The organism is Mangrovimonas sp. sgz306409 (assembly GCF_059735265.1).
The window spans coordinates 24997-42401 of sequence record NZ_JCAPEU010000004.1; the positions used below are offsets into that span (position 1 = coordinate 24997).

Annotated in this window: 19 protein-coding genes; 5 read left to right on the forward strand and 14 right to left on the reverse strand. The window is 37.7% G+C overall.

Annotated features, from left to right (window positions below):
- Positions 1–73 precede the first annotated feature (73 nt).
- Complete coding sequence (locus AC6I5C_RS08020) at positions 74–1168, reverse strand: acyltransferase family protein (protein WP_497904699.1); 1095 nt, start codon at positions 1166–1168, stop codon at positions 74–76.
- Between the two features lie 331 nt (positions 1169–1499).
- On the opposite strand from AC6I5C_RS08020, the gene AC6I5C_RS08025 reads away from it, so the two are divergent.
- The gene (locus AC6I5C_RS08025; RefSeq protein ID WP_497904700.1) at positions 1500–2630 is read left to right on the forward strand and encodes an MFS transporter; all 1131 of its coding nucleotides are present in this window, start codon (positions 1500–1502) and stop codon (positions 2628–2630) included.
- Positions 2631–2645: 15 nt separating this feature from the next.
- Here the strand turns inward: AC6I5C_RS08025 and moaA are convergent, their stop codons facing one another.
- From moaA to AC6I5C_RS08075, 10 genes are read right to left on the reverse strand one after another with little or no spacing between them, the layout of a single operon-like run.
- Entirely contained in the window at positions 2646–3650 is a 1005-nt protein-coding gene (moaA, locus tag AC6I5C_RS08030; protein ID WP_497904701.1) for a GTP 3',8-cyclase MoaA, read from the reverse strand.
- The gene (moaCB, locus tag AC6I5C_RS08035; protein WP_497904702.1) at positions 3651–4559 is read right to left on the reverse strand and encodes a bifunctional molybdenum cofactor biosynthesis protein MoaC/MoaB; all 909 of its coding nucleotides are present in this window, start codon (positions 4557–4559) and stop codon (positions 3651–3653) included. It abuts the gene before it with no gap.
- Positions 4560–4562: 3 nt separating this feature from the next.
- Positions 4563–4991: a molybdenum cofactor biosynthesis protein MoaE gene (locus tag AC6I5C_RS08040; RefSeq protein WP_497904703.1), complete on the reverse strand. Its 429-nt coding sequence runs from the start codon at positions 4989–4991 to the stop codon at positions 4563–4565.
- Complete coding sequence (locus AC6I5C_RS08045) at positions 4972–6024, reverse strand: ThiF family adenylyltransferase (protein WP_497904704.1); 1053 nt, start codon at positions 6022–6024, stop codon at positions 4972–4974. Before AC6I5C_RS08045 ends, AC6I5C_RS08040 begins: the two co-directional genes overlap by 20 nt.
- Before the next feature lie 2 nt (positions 6025–6026).
- Positions 6027–6263 carry a MoaD/ThiS family protein gene (locus AC6I5C_RS08050; protein WP_497904705.1) on the reverse strand — a complete coding sequence of 79 codons (237 nt, stop codon included), beginning with the start codon at positions 6261–6263 and terminating at the stop codon, positions 6027–6029.
- A gap of 1 nt (position 6264) precedes the next feature.
- A complete protein-coding gene (locus AC6I5C_RS08055; protein WP_497904964.1) occupies positions 6265–6849 on the reverse strand; it encodes a precorrin-2 dehydrogenase/sirohydrochlorin ferrochelatase family protein in 585 nt (194 codons plus the stop codon).
- Positions 6850–6859: 10 nt separating this feature from the next.
- Positions 6860–7456, reverse strand: coding sequence for a molybdenum cofactor guanylyltransferase (gene mobA / locus AC6I5C_RS08060; RefSeq protein ID WP_497904706.1), 597 nt, complete (start codon positions 7454–7456; stop codon positions 6860–6862).
- Positions 7453–8199 (reverse strand): sulfite exporter TauE/SafE family protein, encoded by a 747-nt coding sequence (locus AC6I5C_RS08065; RefSeq protein WP_497904707.1) that lies wholly within the window; start codon positions 8197–8199, stop codon positions 7453–7455. Before AC6I5C_RS08065 ends, mobA begins: the two co-directional genes overlap by 4 nt.
- Complete coding sequence (locus AC6I5C_RS08070; RefSeq protein WP_497904708.1) at positions 8196–8525, reverse strand: winged helix-turn-helix domain-containing protein; 330 nt, start codon at positions 8523–8525, stop codon at positions 8196–8198. The genes AC6I5C_RS08065 and AC6I5C_RS08070 overlap by 4 nt, the downstream gene beginning before the upstream one ends.
- Positions 8522–9700: a molybdopterin molybdotransferase MoeA gene (locus AC6I5C_RS08075; RefSeq protein WP_497904709.1), complete on the reverse strand. Its 1179-nt coding sequence runs from the start codon at positions 9698–9700 to the stop codon at positions 8522–8524. The genes AC6I5C_RS08070 and AC6I5C_RS08075 overlap by 4 nt, the downstream gene beginning before the upstream one ends.
- Before the next feature lie 199 nt (positions 9701–9899).
- Between AC6I5C_RS08075 and AC6I5C_RS08080 the strand changes: the two genes are divergently transcribed.
- The 4 genes from AC6I5C_RS08080 to AC6I5C_RS08095 all read left to right on the forward strand — a co-directional run bounded on the left by AC6I5C_RS08080 (position 9900) and on the right by AC6I5C_RS08095 (position 13354).
- Entirely contained in the window at positions 9900–10532 is a 633-nt protein-coding gene (locus AC6I5C_RS08080) for a Crp/Fnr family transcriptional regulator (protein WP_053978030.1), read from the forward strand.
- 66 nt (positions 10533–10598) lie between these two features.
- Positions 10599–11390 (forward strand): sulfite exporter TauE/SafE family protein, encoded by a 792-nt coding sequence (locus tag AC6I5C_RS08085; RefSeq protein WP_497904710.1) that lies wholly within the window; start codon positions 10599–10601, stop codon positions 11388–11390.
- A gap of 59 nt (positions 11391–11449) precedes the next feature.
- The gene (locus tag AC6I5C_RS08090; protein WP_497904711.1) at positions 11450–12862 is read left to right on the forward strand and encodes an MBL fold metallo-hydrolase; all 1413 of its coding nucleotides are present in this window, start codon (positions 11450–11452) and stop codon (positions 12860–12862) included.
- A 153-nt stretch (positions 12863–13015) separates the two neighbouring features.
- Positions 13016–13354: a DUF4870 domain-containing protein gene (locus AC6I5C_RS08095; RefSeq protein ID WP_497904712.1), complete on the forward strand. Its 339-nt coding sequence runs from the start codon at positions 13016–13018 to the stop codon at positions 13352–13354.
- 85 nt (positions 13355–13439) lie between these two features.
- Here the strand turns inward: AC6I5C_RS08095 and dnaN are convergent, their stop codons facing one another.
- The 3 genes from dnaN to AC6I5C_RS08110 all read right to left on the reverse strand — a co-directional run bounded on the left by dnaN (position 13440) and on the right by AC6I5C_RS08110 (position 17395).
- Positions 13440–14558, reverse strand: a complete 1119-nt coding sequence (dnaN, locus tag AC6I5C_RS08100; protein WP_053992411.1) for a DNA polymerase III subunit beta — start codon at positions 14556–14558, stop codon at positions 13440–13442.
- Between the two features lie 80 nt (positions 14559–14638).
- Positions 14639–17026, reverse strand: coding sequence for a gliding motility-associated ABC transporter substrate-binding protein GldG (gene gldG, locus AC6I5C_RS08105; protein WP_497904713.1), 2388 nt, complete (start codon positions 17024–17026; stop codon positions 14639–14641).
- Between the two features lie 72 nt (positions 17027–17098).
- Positions 17099–17395, reverse strand: coding sequence for a putative quinol monooxygenase (locus AC6I5C_RS08110; protein ID WP_497904714.1), 297 nt, complete (start codon positions 17393–17395; stop codon positions 17099–17101).
- Positions 17396–17405: the final 10 nt, after the last annotated feature.

A 17405-nucleotide genomic window follows, 5' to 3' on the forward strand; every position in this document is an offset into this window, starting at 1 on the left:
CAAACTTAGATGAATTTGAAATAATTTTCAATCATTTTTTTTGAAAATTGCGACCGTTTTATGTAAATGGTTGTTATTGAGTATTGTATTGTGATTTTGGACGAAAAAATCGTTTTAGTCTTAAGAATTTTAACTCATAGTATTTATAAGATATATGAGAAATTATGAAAGTGCCAAAAAAGGATATTAGGTTAATAGAAATTATTATTGTCCAGGTGGGTAAGGTTCTAAAATGGGATTTCATGAAAATAAATACAATTAAGTGAACGGCAAACATATGATACATATAAATCCCATAGGAAATTTTTCCAAGGTAATTAATAAATGGATTTGTAATATTGAAGTTGGATTCGTTAGCTAGATTAAGGATTACCAAGTTAAATAGAATGAGTTCGAAAAGGTTCTGCCAAAAAATAGTTGAAAATTGAAAAAGATTGAAGAAAAAGTGAACCGTAAAAACTATATATACAAACGACCTTAAAATCCATGATGTAAAATGAATTTTATATCCCATTTTAGTAATAGCAGCTATGAATCCCCCTGCAGACATATAAAAATAAAGTAGGTAAAATTGTTTGAGGATCGTAAATAGCTCTAAATGGAACAAAATAAAATATGCCACAGTAAAACATAAAAGATACTTAGCATATTTGTTTATTGGGGTTATGTAAAGAAGAGGGGCCACCACCAAATAAAATTGTTCTTCTATACCAATAGACCATAATATGCTTAAAATAGAACCAGGTTGGTAGAGGGCTTTAAATACATTAGGGAGAAAACCAATATTAAGAACAAGTGCTTTTAAAATGTTGTAGTTAATAGTAAATGGAATGTTTAAAGCAGGAAGTAATACATGATAAAGAAAAAGGCCTAAAAATAATACCAAATAATATACAGGATAAAGTCTTAAAATCCGTCTTGCATAGAAGTTTCTGATATTTATTGTTCCAAGTTTTTTCTTTTCATCAAACAATCCCCCAATAATAAGGAAACCACTTAATGAAAAAAAAACAAATACGGCTTCTGGACCTCGGTTGCATATTGCAAATTGAGAAAGATTGGGCAAGTCAGCAGACCTAGACAACATTGCAATATGGTTAAATACGACAACTAGTGCAAGAAATCCGCGTAGAGGATCTAAGTTTTGGATTCTTTTTAAATCAGCCAATGAAGAGGAAGTTGTGGAACAAATTGATTGTTGTATCAGTTAGTTATTAAAGATACTAAATATTGTAACTTTTTGATTTTAAAACCTTTGTAAGGTCTGTGTTTTGTCTCTGTTATAGTACTTTTTAAGTTTGAAGCTAGTTTTTGAATTAAAGGTTAGAATGCAAACTTTGCATTAAATTTATGTTTTATCTGATTCATTATCAATAGCACTTAATGATAATAGGGATGCTATAATTTTTTTAAGTTGAGTGGTTAAGAATTTATTTCCAACTCAATTTCATTTAATTTTGTAGGCTTAATTCATTTTGAATTTTTATCAAAGTCTCGTTATGCAAGAGAGAGTAAAACAACGTATTGCCTTAAATACCTATTTCTTTTTATCTGGTTTGACCTTTGCTACTTGGGCATCGAGGATTCCAAGTATTAAAACCTATTTCAATTTTAATGAGGCGGAATTGGGAACTATTCTTTTAGCCATGCCCATCAGTTCTATTATTGGGTTGCCAGTGTCTGGTTGGTTGATCTCCAAATATAATAGCCGTGGACCGCTAGTGGTGGCGTTTGTTTGTTTTGCTTTGGCACTTATGGCCATAGGTTTTGTCACAACACCGTTTTTACTGGTGGCAAGCATTTGTGTGTTTTCCTTTTTTATGAGGATTCTTAACATTTCCATGAATACCCAATCTATCACGTTGCAAAAGAAATATGAAAAGCGAATTGTAGGGTCCTTTCACGGATTGTGGAGTACGGGAGGTTTGGTAGGTGTTGGGTTTTCAACTTTAATGGTGAAACTTAATATTGGAATGCCTGTTCACTTAATGGTTGTTTCAATTGTAACTCTGGTTTGTTCCATTGTAGCTTACTTTTTTACGTTGACTAATGACAAAGCGCCTTCTGGTAATAAATTGATTTTGGGCAAGCCTGATGCTTTTATCTTGTATTTGGGACTTTTGGTGTTTTTTGCAGCCTTGTGTGAAGGAGGGATGTTCGATTGGAGTGGGGTGTATTTTAAGGAAGTGGTCAAGGCTGAAGTCTTTACCTATGGGTATTTAATTTTTATGACCTTTATGGCGTTGTCACGTTTCTTTTCAGATCGTTTGGTTGAGTTGTTAGGAATGCCAAAAACCTTTGCAATTAGTGCCGTTAGTGTGGCGATTGGAATTTTGATTTCTATCGCATGGCCTCAATTTTGGCCAGCTTTGTTTGGATTCTGTTTAGTTGGTTTTGGTACTGCTTCCGTGTTCCCAATGGCCTTCAGTTTGGCTGGAACTTCCCAAAAGTACTCCGCAGGAATGGCTATTTCGATTATTTCTACTTATGGAACTATCGGAATGTTGATAGGCCCTCCAATGGTCGGGTATTTAGCACACGCTTTCGGATTGCGATATGCCTTTTTTGTCTTCGTATTTTCAGGACTAATGTTGATTCCAATCTCTAGATTGTTTTTCAATAGAAAATAGAAGATTGTTGGGAAATTAACCCCCAATGGTAATCATGCTTCGGTTGTTGTGGAGTTCGGTATTGTTGAATGCTTCAATAGTGGTTAGACCTGCTCTAGTGGCTTTCTTTTTAAAAAGAGCAAATTGAATTAAAGGTTCAATAGATTCGTTATTTCTAAGGGATGTGAGCAAATTGGTTTCATTGTTTGAAAATAAGCAATTTTTAAGTTTGCCATCGGCCGTTAACCTAACACGGTTACAACTATCGCAAAAAGGATTGGTAACCGTACTAATGATTCCAAACTGACCCTTAAATCCTTTGATTTTATAATTTCTTGAGGTGAAATTTTGCTCGTTTTCTAATGTTGAAATTTCAGAAACTCCAAAATGCTCTTGTACTTGATTGAGAATTTCTTCTTGGGAAACCAACTTGTCCTTATTCCAGTTGTTCCCATCAAAAGGCATGAATTCGATAAACCTTAAAGAAATTGGCAAGTCTTTGGTTAAAGTAATTAAATTCAATATTTCGTCATCATTGAACCCCTTAATCAAAACTACATTTATTTTAACGTTGAAACCTTCTTCCAAGGCAAGCAAGATATTCTGATAAGTCTTTTGAAATTCATTTCTTCGGGTAATCAGTTGAAATTTCTCAGGATTGAGTGTATCCAAACTAATGTTGATATCTTGAAGACCATAAGTTTTGAAATGATTAACAAACCGGTCCAAAAGTACGGCATTGGTAGTAATAGACAGCTTTGCGGGTAATGTTGAAAGATGTTTTAAGATATCTGTAAAGTCCTTTCTCACCAATGGTTCGCCTCCAGTAAGTCGTATTTTGGTCACGCCATTTTCTACAAATATCTTGGCGATATCAAAAACTTCATCGGCCGTCATTAAATGGCTTTTGGGAGTCAATGGAACGCCATTGGCTGGCATACAATAAGTACAGCGTAGATTGCACTTTTCAGTCAATGAAATGCGGAGATAGTTGTGCTTTCGCCCAAAACTATCGGTCAATATGGAATCGTTTTTTTGCATCTATTCGTGTTGCTGTCCTTTTAAAATTTTGAAAATATGGAGAAGGTGAGGGAACACGGCATCCATAGATTCTTTAGCGCCATTGGTAGATCCCGGTAAGGCCAAAACCAAACAATCCCCTAGTGTTCCTGCAACACTCCGTGATAACATGGAATAAGGCGTGCGCTCTTGCCCATAACTGCGGATGGCCTCTTCAATGCCAGGAATACGTCGCTCCAAAATAGGTTCCAGTGCCTCTGGAGTAACATCCCGAAATGATAAACCGGTGCCTCCAGTGAAAATGATAAGATTATGGTTTTCGGAATTAGTGATTGTTTTCTCTCTAATAATATCGATCTCGTCTGGGATCACTTCGTATGTGGAAATGGCCACATCATTTTGTTCGAGTTTCTCAATGATGGCTTTACCTGCCCTGTCTTCTTTTAAACCAGCCGAAATAGTATCGGAACATACAAACACGCAAGCTTTAAGTTGCGATCTGTGTTTATTGTTGAAACTGCTTTTGCCTCCCTTTTTCTCCAACAGTTTAATCGTGCCAATTTCAATCTGTTTGTCGATAGGCTTTAACATGTCATAAAGTGTCAAGGCCACCACGGAAGCGCCGTGCATAGCTTCGACTTCAACCCCTGTTTTGTATATGGTTTTTATGGTAACATCAATTTTGATGTCAAGATCCTCAATTTCAAATTCAACAGAAGTAAACTCAATAGGCAAGGGGTGGCAATCTGGGATAATGTTATGCGTGTTCTTTACGGCAAATAGTCCCGCAGTTTTGGACATTTCAAACACGTTTCCTTTTGGCACCATATTGTTTTTGATAGCGTCTATGGTGTCTTGTTTACTTACTTTAACTACAGCTTGGGCTGTGGCAACTCTTAAGGTTTTTATTTTATGGGTAATGTCTACCATGGTTTATTTATTGGTTTTCCATTGATGGGTTTCGTCTTCAAAAATCTCCTTTCCAAACAGAGGCACTTTCTTCTTTACAATGTCCACTAAATATCGAGTAGCTTCATAGACTTCCGAACTGTGTTTAGCCGAAACGAACACAAAAAAGCAAATTTCTCCAGCTTTCACGGTTCCCAAACTATGGTAAATATGCATGCAGGTAAGGTTAAAGGTTTTGAAGGCCTTTTCCCTGATATCAGTTAGTATTTCATTGGCCATGGCTTCGTAACAGGTAAAGTCGATAGCAGCGACCGTTTTGTTGTTCACCACATCGGCGCGAACCTGTCCCAAAAAGATATTGTGGGCACCAATATCGGTTTTTGATTGGTGCTTACGAATGGATTCTGAAATGAATTCCGGTGAAATAGGACCGTCAATGAATACTTTTTTCATTTTTCAATAGTTTTGAAATGGCTTCGGCACCATCGGTGATACATATAATGGATTTGAATTGTTGTTGCTTTAATATGTTAGCTGCTTGCTTGCTTCTTATCCCACTTTGGCAGAAAATAGCATAGATATTTTCAGGATTTAAACTGTCTAGATTTAATTCCAAGGTAGAAAGCGGAAGCTTGAGCACATTGGGGTGTTCTATAGAAGGCAATTCTCCTGTTTCTCTAACGTCAATAAGGGTAATATCATTTCGAAGTGCTTCAGTGATGGATTGATTGCTTACAATCGTGTTTAAATATTGAACAGTATAAAATGCCTTGTCAATAACTGGCTCCTGCTTTTTAGAAAAAGAAAAGATGTGTTGTGACGAGGTCAAGGCATTATACACCAATAGTTTTCCAGATAACAGTTCGCCAATACCTAAAATGAGTTTCATGGCTTCATTGGCTTGCAGCATACCTATGAGGCCAACGGTAGTTCCTAAAACGCCTGCTTCTTCACAATTTTGAACATTGCCATTGGCTTCGGGGAACAAACAACGATACGTAGGGCCATTGTGATAATTACATACCGTGACCTGTCCTTCAAATTGATGAACCGAGCCGTGGATAAACGGCTTGTCCAACAACACACAGGCATCGTTGATGAGATAGCGAGTAGCAAGATTGTCCGAAGCGTCAATTACCAAATCATATTTAGAAATGATGTCCAAAGCATTTTTGCCATTTAAAAATGCATCATAGGTTTCAATAGATACTGTTGAATTATTTTTCTTTAAATGCTCCGCAGCAGTTTTTGCTTTGCTGTGATTGACGTCTTTTTCGCTGTAAAGTGTTTGGCGATGTAAGTTGGTTTCATCAACAGTGTCGCCATCAATAATGCCGATGGTACCAATTCCAGCCGAGGTTAGATAAGGCAATACAGCACAGCCCAAACCACCAGCTCCCACAACCAATATTTTGGCATCGGTAAGTTTTTGCTGCCCAGAAATGCCTACTTGAGGCAAATTAATTTGTCTGCTGTATCTGTTCATAATTATCCTCCCGCAAATGGTGGTAATAAAGCTATTTCATCGGTATTTGCTATTACCGTTTCGGCTTCAATGCTAACTATATTGGCATTTAAAGCAATATGGATTGGTAATTGCTGAAGTTCATATTTCTTAAATAAGTGTTCAAGGAGGTCACTTAATGTTTCATTATTCACTTCTATATGTTCTTCTGTACACTGTGTAATTTCAGCGACGGCACCAAAATATTTTATAACAGCCATATTATTCTTTTTTATTGACCAAACCACTGGTGATTTGGTTCATTTGTTTTACTTTTTCTTCAAAGTCGCCTTTAATGGTTTTTCTGTAGGTGTTAAGATTGTTGACCAATTGGTTGATGTCCTCAGGAATGACATCTTCCAAAAATTGCCTGATACGCTTGGCGGTAGTGGGAGATTTTCCGTTGGTGGAAATGGCAATTTTTACATTGCCCTTGGTCACGATTCCGCCTAGGTAAAAATCGCATTGGTCTGGCGTATCGGCGATGTTCACTAAAAGGTGCTTACTTTTAGCATCCTTATTTATCTGTAAGTTGACTTCAAGATTATCGGTACAGCCAATTACCAAATGCCTATTTTCCAAATCTGAAATGTCATAGGCTTTTTGAGTAAGCTTTACACTAGGGTGTTTACTTGCCAATGCAACCAACTCTTCATGGAAAGTTATAGAAACCACTTCTACATTGGCACGGGGGCTGGATTTCAATAGAAATGATAACTTTTCCAGACCAACATTGCCACCGCCAACAATAAGCACATTGAGTTGGTGTACTTTTACAAAAATGGGATATAGTTCGTTTGTTTCCATAATTTGCAATTTAGTTCCCGAAGGTATCTTGGGTTTCATTGATTAAAGTTTGTAATTCTTCTTTTGTATTGATGTTTCTTAGTGCCAATTGGTCTTCCTCTTCAACAATAACCCGATTACAATTCAATTGTTCGATTGCGCTTCGCAATTTCAAATTGTCTTGCGCTAAGGCTTTTTCAAAAATTGGTAAACATGTCTTGGAATAAGCTGCAATAAGGGGAAAATTATCCGTTCCGTTGCTAACATAGGTTACATCGGCTTCAGAAAGATTTGTTATGATATATTTTGAAATGACCTCGGTAGAGACTTCTGGAATGTCACAGCTCAAGATAAGATTATTTGCTGTTGAAGAATGCTTCAACGCGGTGTAAATACCTCCAACAGGGCCTTTGTTACTATAAATATCGGGTAGCAATTCTAGTCCAAATTGGCGATAGGCTTCATTGGAAGTCACCAAATAGATATTGGATGTAATAGGATGCACGGCGTCGATGACATGTTTAACGAATGGTTGCCCCTTATAAAGTACCAAGCCCTTTTCCTCCTGCATACGCTTGCTGGCGCCACCGCACAAAATATAAGCCGTTATGTTGGGCGCAAAACTCATAAGGTCATTAATTTAATGGAGGCAATCAGTAAGACTATCGATAAAATATATTTCAATTGTACATTGGTAGAAATTCTACTTCCGTAGAGCGCGCCTAAGGCCCCACCAATTAAAGCGATGGGAATAAATACAAAAGATTCCATAGGAATGGTATTCTGATTGTACGTAAAACCTAAAATCCCTGAAATGGAATTCACAAAAATAAACAGTGCCGAAACAGCCGCAGCTTCTTTCATGTTTCCCCATGCCAATAGAATGATGACAGGACTTAGGATGATACCGCCGCCAATACCAATCATTCCGGAAAATAGTCCGATTCCAAAACCAATGGCCAATGCCAAAGGTAGTTTGATGGGCTTTTGAATGTTTTGTTCCTTACCAAATAGCCCTAGAATTCTCATGATGGCGATGGCTAGAAACACCCCTAAAACTTGTTTGTATAAAGATGGGTTGATACTCAAATAGCCGCCCAAAAATGCCGCAGGAATAGACGTAATAGCGAAGGGATAGAACAGTTGCCACCTAAAGTGTTTGTTCTTTTTGAAAAACCAAAAGGAAATTCCTGATACAAAAATGTTCAGTAAAAGGGCTGTTGGTTTCATAAAGGTAATAGGAAAAGAAAACAGGGCCATTAAGGCTAAATAGCCACTGGCACCGCCATGACCAACACTAGCGTACAAAAAGGCAATCACAATTAAGATGAACGCAAATAGGATGAAGGCTTCTGTGCTTAGCATGCTCATAGTTCCAATTTTTTAAATTCCAATTCCAAATAGGCCATACAGTTGTTGTTGATGGTTTCGAATTGTTCAATCAAGGCTTTTCCGTAAGGGGTAAGGGTAGTGCCTCCACCATTTTTACCTCCAATATTTTTGATAAGAATGGGCTCCTTGGAAATATCGTTCATGTCATTCATCAATTTCCATGCTTTTTTATAGGACATGTTCATGGCCTTGGCCGCAGCATTGATAGAGGAGGTTTCTTCCACTTTTTTGAGCAGTAAAATACGTCCGAAACCTAAAAAGGTTTTGCCCTCATTCTCAATCCAAACCCTACTTTTAATGTTCATTGTTCATTCAATTTGATACATTCAACAATGTCACCTTTTGATACTTCTGTAATATGTTCTGGGATACAGACCAAAGCATTGCTAAGCGCAAACGTATGCAACATAGAAGAACTTTGTCCTTGTAAAACTTCTACGGCATCATGTTCCAAATGGGCTTTCAAAAACAATGTTTTCCCCGAAGGATTTTTAATATCGCGTTTGGTTTTGGCCTGTATGCGTTGTAATGCTCCATTAATAAATCCCATATACTTTTTTAGTAGAGGAAGCGCATAGATATAAAAACAGGTTAAAGCCGATGCCGGATTACCTGGAAGCGCAAACACAAAGACGCTTTCGCTCTGTCCAAACCACAAAGGTTTCCCCGGTTTTTGATGGATTTTATAAAACACCTCTTCGACATTGTTTTTTAATAATGCCTCCCTTACGAAATCATAATCGCCCACAGAAATCCCCCCTGAGATAAATACCACATCTGAAGCAGTAATGGCTTTGGAAATCGTTGTTACAGTAGCATCAAAAGTATCTTCTACTTTATACTTTGTTATATTGGTGATACCAATTTTTTTCAAAGCAGCCGATAGCATGGCAGCGTTACTTTCGTAAATCTCTCCTGGCCTAAGAATCGTTCCGGGTGCACGTAGTTCATTTCCTGTAACCACAATGGCAACCTTTGGAGAGGTGTGAATTTTTACTTCACGAATGCCCAAGCCGGCCAAATAGCCAATAGCGGCTTCGTTAAGACAAGTTCCTTTTTCAAGGGCAAGATCCCCTTTTTTTATCTGTTCGCCAGTTGGTCTAATGTTGGCTGACTTTTCTGGTAGTTTATCAATAGTAATAGCATCACTGTTCCTTGTAACGTGCTCCTGGATTATAATGGTGTCTGCAGCATCAGGGACCAAAGCGCCCGTAAAAATGCGTACTGCCTCCCCGTCATTCAAAGAATGGTTAAGCGTGTCGCCGGCTTTCGATTCATTGATTAGCGTATAGCTTTTGGCATTACTCCATTTTATGGCATAGCCATCCATGGCCGATTGACGAAACGGAGGCATATCAATAGGAGAAAAAATGTCTTCATATAGGACTTTTCCCAAGGCTTCATCCAAAGGGCATATTTCTGATTTATGGGGAATATTGATGCCGTTTAATATGTTTAAAGCTTCGGATACGGATATCATGATTTCACTATCGTTATTTCTTGGTGAATATAACGAATATTCCTCAAATTTTTCTTCTTCTACATGTATTTTTATGCTGGTTAAAGTTGTTTTGTTTTGGTATTCAATACGATATATTTCTTCTAGGGATTTGTGAAAATAGGGGTGTGGTACATTAGTTTTATAATCTTATCTTTAACAACTCTTAGAAGATACATTTATGAAGGACGCGTTACAACAATATTACGGTTATTTGTTTGAAGATGAATTGCTTGAGGAAATTCAAGAATTTGGAACCTTTAAAGAGGTCAAGGAAGGGGATATTTTGATAGAAATAGGAGAGTACATCAAGTTTATGCCTTTGTTGATTTCTGGAGCCATTAAAATTTTACGCGAAGATCAAGAGGGTGACGAACTGATTCTATATTTTATTGAAAGAGGCGATACCTGTACCATGACCTTATCCTGCTGTATGGAGCAGAAGAAAAGCGAAATTAGAGCGGTTGCCGAAACAGATGCGCAGTTAATCATGATTCCCGTTCAAAAAATGGGCGAATGGATGACCAAGTACAAAAGTTGGCAGAATTTTATTCTTCAGAGCTATAATGAACGCATGACGGAGTTGTTGGAAGCCATTGATGCCATTGCCTTTTTGAAAATGGACAAAAGGGTATTGAAATACCTAAAGGACAAGGCTATGGCCAATCATGATGACCTTATAAATGTAACCCATAGAGAAATTGCCAATGATATGCATACTTCCAGAGTAGTAATCTCTAGACTTCTAAAATCATTGGAAAAGGAAGGGCATATCAAACTTCACCGTAACAGCATCAAAGTCTTAGATCTATAATAAACTGTAACCAATGTTACCATGAATTGCGGTAAGTAAATTACTTTTGCACCAAAATTAAAGACATTGATTGATATAGTTGGTTATGTTGCAGCTCTGGTAATTGGAGTGGTTTTAGGTTTGATAGGTGGAGGAGGTTCCATACTTACAGTGCCTTTATTGGTGTACCTTCTTGGTTATAGTCCTGTTGTGGCTACAGCCTATTCCTTATTTGTGGTTGGCTCATCTTCCTTGGTGGGAGTGGTTCAAAAGCACAGGAAGAAACAAGTTGATTTTAAAACCGGATTAGCCTTTTCATTTCCGTCTTTTTTGGCGGTTTATATGTCAAGACGCTTTTTGGTGCCGCATATTCCCGATGAAATATTCAATGTTGGTGGTTATGTTCTTTCCAAGGATATGTTAATCATGGTATTTTTTGCGGTGGTCATGTTTATGGCTGCTACTTCCATGATTAAAAAGAAGGGAAAAACAGAAGAAGTCCATAAACCGCAACCATATTACAAAACCTTTGTTCAAGGAATGGTTATTGGTGTCATTACAGGACTTATTGGTGCTGGCGGCGGATTTTTATATGTGCCTGCATTGGTGCTTTGGGCCGGCTTGTCTATGAAGAAGGCCGTGGGAACTTCTTTGGTGATTATTGCCATCAATTCCCTTATTGGATTTTTGGGAGACGTCCATACGCAAACCATCAATTGGACATTTTTACTGTTGTTTTCAGCATTGACCATTATCGGTATTTTGATTGGGGGCTCCCTTTCAAAATATGTGACAAATTCCAAGCTTAAAAAGAGTTTTGGTTGGTTTATATTGATCATGGCAGTTTATATTATAATTAAAGAATTTATTCAATGGTAATAAAGCATATAGTAACTTTGTAAAGTGCTGTAGGCGAATAATTAAGAAAATCATTTATTATGAAGATAGAACAGATATACACAGGATGTTTGGCGCAGGGAGCCTATTACATAGAAAGTAATGGTGAAGTGGCCATAATTGATCCGTTAAGGGAAGTACAGCCTTATATAGATAGAGCAGAAGCAAATAATGCAACCATCAAATACATTTTTGAAACCCATTTCCATGCCGATTTTGTGAGTGGTCACGTTACCTTGTCTAAGCAAACAGGAGCACCAATTGTGTACGGACCAAATGCCAATCCTTCTTTTGAGGCAATTATCGCTAAGGATGGTCAGGAGTTTAAATTGGGGAATGTTACCATTATAGCTCTGCATACACCAGGGCATACTATGGAAAGCACCACCTATTTATTGAGAGACGAAAACGGAAAGGACTACGCTATTTTTAGTGGAGATACTTTGTTTTTGGGAGATGTAGGGCGTCCAGATTTAGCTCAAAAAGGAAAAGAATTGACTCAGGAAGATTTGGCAGGATATCTTTATGATAGCTTGCGTACCAAGATCATGCCGTTGGCAGATGAGGTGATTGTATACCCTGCACACGGTGCTGGTTCTGCCTGTGGAAAGAACATGATGAAGGAAACGGTAGATACCCTTGGTAACCAGAAAAAGATGAATTATGCTTTGAGAGCAGACATGACCAAAGAGGAGTTCATCAAGGAAGTAACCGATGGATTGTTGCCGCCTCCACAATATTTCCCATTGAATGTGAAAATGAACAAGGAAGGTTACGAAGATATCGATGAGGTGTTGGAACGTGGTACAAGAGCTTTAAGTCCTGAAGAATTTGAGGTGGCCGCCAATGAAACTGGTGCTATCGTGTTGGACGTTCGTAATCCGGAAGATTTTGTAAAAGGTCATATTCCACGTTCTATTTTTATTGGAATCAATGGTGGTTTTGCGCCATGGGTAGGTGCTTTGATAAAAGACACCAAACAACCAATATTATTGGTGTGCCCAGAAGGAAGAGAAGAAGAGACCGTGACTAGATTGTCAAGAGTTGGATTTGATAACACTCTTGGATATTTAAAAGGTGGTTTTGACGCTTGGAGTGAAGCTGGAAAGGAAACCGACAGTTTGGTTTCAATTTCTGCAGAAGAATTGAAATCCCGTATGGAAAAAGAAGACTTGCCAATTTTTGACGTTAGAAAAGAAGGAGAGTTTACAGCCTCACATATTGAGACTGCTCATTTTACGCCGTTAGATTTCTTAAATGATCACTTGGCAGAGTTCCCGGAGGATCAAACATTTTATGTGCACTGCGCCGGAGGATACCGTTCAGTGATTGCAGCGTCCATTTTAAAGAGCCGTGGGATCCACAATTTGGTGGATGTTGCAGGAGGATTTGCAGCCATTAAAAATGCAGGTATTCCTGTAACCAATTATGTTTGTCCTTCTACATTAAAGTAAGACAAAAACTAATATAGATGGAAAAAGGTCAATTCGTAAATCGCGAATTGGCCTTTTTCGTTTTCAATGAGAGTTTATAAAAATATTTTATCTGCTTTGTAACGTTTTTGAAATTTATCCTACCAATAGGTGTAATCAATTTAAATAATAGCGATGAGAGAAGATAAACAACTATTGGTAATAACACATTTAAGCCAGTTGTTGACATGTCTTACTGGTGTTGGAGGGCTCATAGTGCCTTTGGTGCTTTGGTTGACCCAAAAGGACTGTGTGTATTCTATGGACCAACAGGGAAAGGAAATTGTAAACTTTCAATTAAGCATCATTGTGTACTCACTTTTAAGTATTCCTTTGATTTTTTTATTGGGTCTTGGAATTGTAACCTTGATTGTAGTAGGATTGATTTCATTGGCATTTCCAATCATTAATGCCATAAAAGCAAGTAACGGAGAAGTTCCTAAATATCCCTTATCTCTTAATTTTATTAGTTAGTTATTTTTATAAAGAGATAAACCAAAAAGAGCTCACTGAAATTGTGAGCTCTTTTTTTATTTAACACTTATTTTGGGTCAGTTAATTACGAATTTAGCATTACTGGCATTACCAACATAGTAATCAATTCTCCTTCATCTAGTCCATCAATAGGAGTCAAAATACCAGCTCTGTTTGGCAAGCTCATTTCCAATTGTACCTCGTCAGAGTTTAGGTTGTTCAACATTTCGGTTAAGAAACGGGAGTTGAACCCAATTTGCATATCGTCTCCTTGGTAATCACAAGTTAGACGCTCTTCGGCTTTGTTTGAGTAATCGATATCTTCCGCAGAAATATTCAATTCTGCACCAGCAATTTTTAATCTAATTTGGTGAGTCGTCTTGTTAGAGAAGATGCTCACACGACGTACAGAGTTTAAGAACTGGGTACGGTCTATAGATAGTTTATTTGGGTTTTCTTTAGGAATTACCGCTTCGTAGTTAGGGTATTTTCCATCAATCAAACGACACACCAACTCCGAATTGTCAAAAATGAATTTGGCATTGGAATCGTTGTATTCAATAGTTACGGCATCTTCATTGGTGGCCAAAATTCCTTTTAAAAGATTTAAAGGTTTTTTAGGCATAATGAATTCCGCCACTTGAGATGCTTTTACATCTTCACGGGTATATTTTACCAATTTGTGAGCATCGGTCGCCACAAAGGTCAAACCTTCTGTTGAAAACTGGAAGAACACACCACTCATTACGGGACGTAGATCGTCGTTACCAGCAGCAAAAATGGTCTTACTAATGGCAGTCGCCAAAATATCACCAGCAATAGTTGTAGTACTTGGGTCTTCAAGAGCAATAGCTTTTGGGAATTCATTACCATCGGCATATGCCAAAGCATATTTACCGTGGTTAGAGCTAATTTCAACCGTATTGTTGTCTTCAACCACAAAAGTTAAGGGTTGCTCAGGGAATGTTTTTAAAGTATCAAGTAACAAACGCGCAGGTAAGGCGATACTTCCGGTACTATCACTCTCTACATCTATCACAGAAGACATAGTAGTCTCTAAATCACTTGCAGAAACTACAAGCTTGGAATCATTTAATTCAAAAAGGAAATTATCTAAAATAGGTAGCGTATTGGAGTTGTTGATGACGCCTCCCAGAACCTGTAATTGTTTAAGTAAATACGTACTCGATACTATAAACTTCATGTATTTGTTTTTATATACTAGATTGTCCTACAAATATATCCTAAACCACTTTTAAATTAAAACAAACTTATTAACAACTGTTAAGTGTATTTTCGCTTTCTGGCATAGTTGAAACCTAGTCCAAAAATCGCCAACAAAAGGAGTGGAAGTACAAGATTTATAAGCTGCCACTTGGTTTTTTGCTCGGCTATTTTTTGAGGATCCAAAAAGGCCAAATCAATTTCCTTGGTTCTAATGTTTATAAGTCCATCATCCTCCAAAAGGTAATTTACGGCATTTTCCAAGAACTCCTTGTTGCCAAAATTACGCTTGGTAAAGAAATCAAATCCTAATTCCTGAGGTTGGTTTCTAACCACGTCATTTTTGATCACGTCACCATCGGCCACTACTATCATTTTGGTGGGGGCACTGGTAGTTTTATCTTCAGAAAGTTTGAAAGGTTTTACGCGGTTGTTGTATACCGAAGTGAATTCGCCTTCCAAAAGAACAGCTAAGGTTTGGTGAGATTTGTTGAAGGTTTCCGGATTAGGCTCTTGGGTAACGATCTCTAAACTTATTTCCCTTGGCACACCTTCTAACTGTGTAAGGCTTGAGCTTCTCAACAAAATGGTTTTGTCAACACCATTTTTTAAGGTGTCTATTTGGCTTGCGAAATCAAATTTTACCAAGTTGATATTGTTGGTGATAGGGTGGTTGGGGTTGTTGGCAGCTAAAGGCGAATATGGCCATTGTAGTGGCTGAAACTGCGTATTGTTACCTTCTCCAATCGCCAAAGTAATTGGCGCCGAATACATATCCTTAACCAAAACAGGATTGATACGAACTCCATATTTAAAGAAGAAATCATTTAGGTTATTATCCCTCATAATGGCAATGGCGCGTCCAGTTTCATTCAGCAAGCTGTCCTTATCCATAATCACAGCTTCCGTTAACCACAAACTTTTACCACCGTTCATGGTGTATTGGTCCAATACATATTTTTCTTCTTCGGAAAATGGAACGGTTGGTTTTGCTGCAATAACCAGATCATAACCTTCTAACTGTTTCAACGTTTTTTCAGGAGCATTGGCAACACTGTCCATGGTGAAAGGCGCAATATTATAATGCTCTTTCAAGGTCTTTAAGAAATCGGCGATATAAATGTCTTCCAGTTCGCCATTTCCTTTGAGGATGGCTATTTTTTTATCTTTTGTGGTGGTAAGTTTTTTGAAAGCCTCAGCAAAGGCATATTCCAAATGCTGAATGGAATTGTTCACACGTTCTTGGTCTGTGGCTCCAATATTGTTTTTCAGCAACGGAATTTTAACCGTTTGCTCATTATAGCTGGCCAAAGCCCAAGGGAAAATAAGTTCTTGTGACGATTTGCCGCTTTCCTTTATCGATAATTGAAAGGGCTGTAGACCACGTTGTGCCAATTGTTGGATATTTTGGTCACGTGTTGCTTCATCGGCTACAGGATTGATGAAATTAAAGGTTACATCGGAATTGTATAGAGCAAACTCTTCCAAAATTTGACGGGTCTCTTCTTTTAAGCGTCTAAATTCCGAAGGGAAATCTCCCTCCAAAAACACATCTACAATTAAAGGCGAATCTACCTCTGCAACTGTATTTAAAGCAGCTTGCGAAAGTGTATACCGGTTATCTTGAGTAAGGTCGAATCTTTTGTAGATGCTTTGGGCAATAACATTAAAAACCAATAAACCTATTACAAAAGTGGAAAGCCCTATGATATCTTTTTTATTGATGTTTTTTGTTTGGATGCGTTTAGCAGTCAGCAACACAAAAATCACAATGATACTCAAGAAGTAGAGCAAATCCCGAGTGTCCAAAACACCTCGGCTCATACTTTTAAAATGGTTGTCCATCCCTAGTTTTTCTAGGTAAACGGTATCACCAAACAGGTTGAGACTGGAAAGCCCTTCAAATCCAAAATAGAAGAAGAAGCATAAAAATACAGCACTGATAAACGCCACTATTTGGTTGTCGGTAAGTGTCGAAGAAAAAATACCAATGGCAGTATAAGCGGCGGCTAAAAACAACAATCCAAAATACGAACCAAGGGTACTGCCCACATCTAAATTACCTTCTGGGTTTCCCAGTTTGTAAATGCTATAAGCATAAAGCAGCGTGGGTAATAAAGCCATGACAATTAACAGCAGGGAACCTAAATATTTGCCCAACACAATTTGAATTTGGCTCACCGGTTTTGTGAGGAGAAGCTCCAGAGTACCTTGTTTTTTCTCATCACAAAAACTTCGCATGGTAATGGCGGGAACCAAGAAAATCAAAATCCAAGGGGCTAGGGTAAAGAAGGTGGTCAGGTCTGCAAAACCATTGTCCAAAATATTAAAATCGCCTTTAAAGACCCATAAAAATAAGCCGTTGAGCAATAAAAACAACGCAATAACAAGGTAGCCTATGGGGGAGGCAAAAAACGAATTGATTTCTTTTTTAAGTATAGCTAGCATTTCTTGACTTTAGGTGTTAAAAGTAAAAAAATAAATGGGATTGCCTTTGAAGATTTTGAGAGAAGGAACGTATTAAGCCAATGATTCCAACTTATCGACGCTCCAAGCTTCTGGTTTGGCATTAAAGAGAGGTTTGGTATTGGCCCAAACACCTTTGAACAATTCTGAATGTCTGTAGTTTTCCAAATCGTTTTCGGTGTCCCAATAGCTGTATGTAAAAAAGATGTTGGGGTTGGTTTTATCTCGGTACAATTCCAAAAACTGACAGCCTTCAAAAGCTCGTATTTTAGTTTTATTGGCTTCAAAATTGGAAAGAAATGTGTCTATTTTTTCGGGTTGAAAACTCATTTTCACGATCCGTACAAACATATGTGTAATT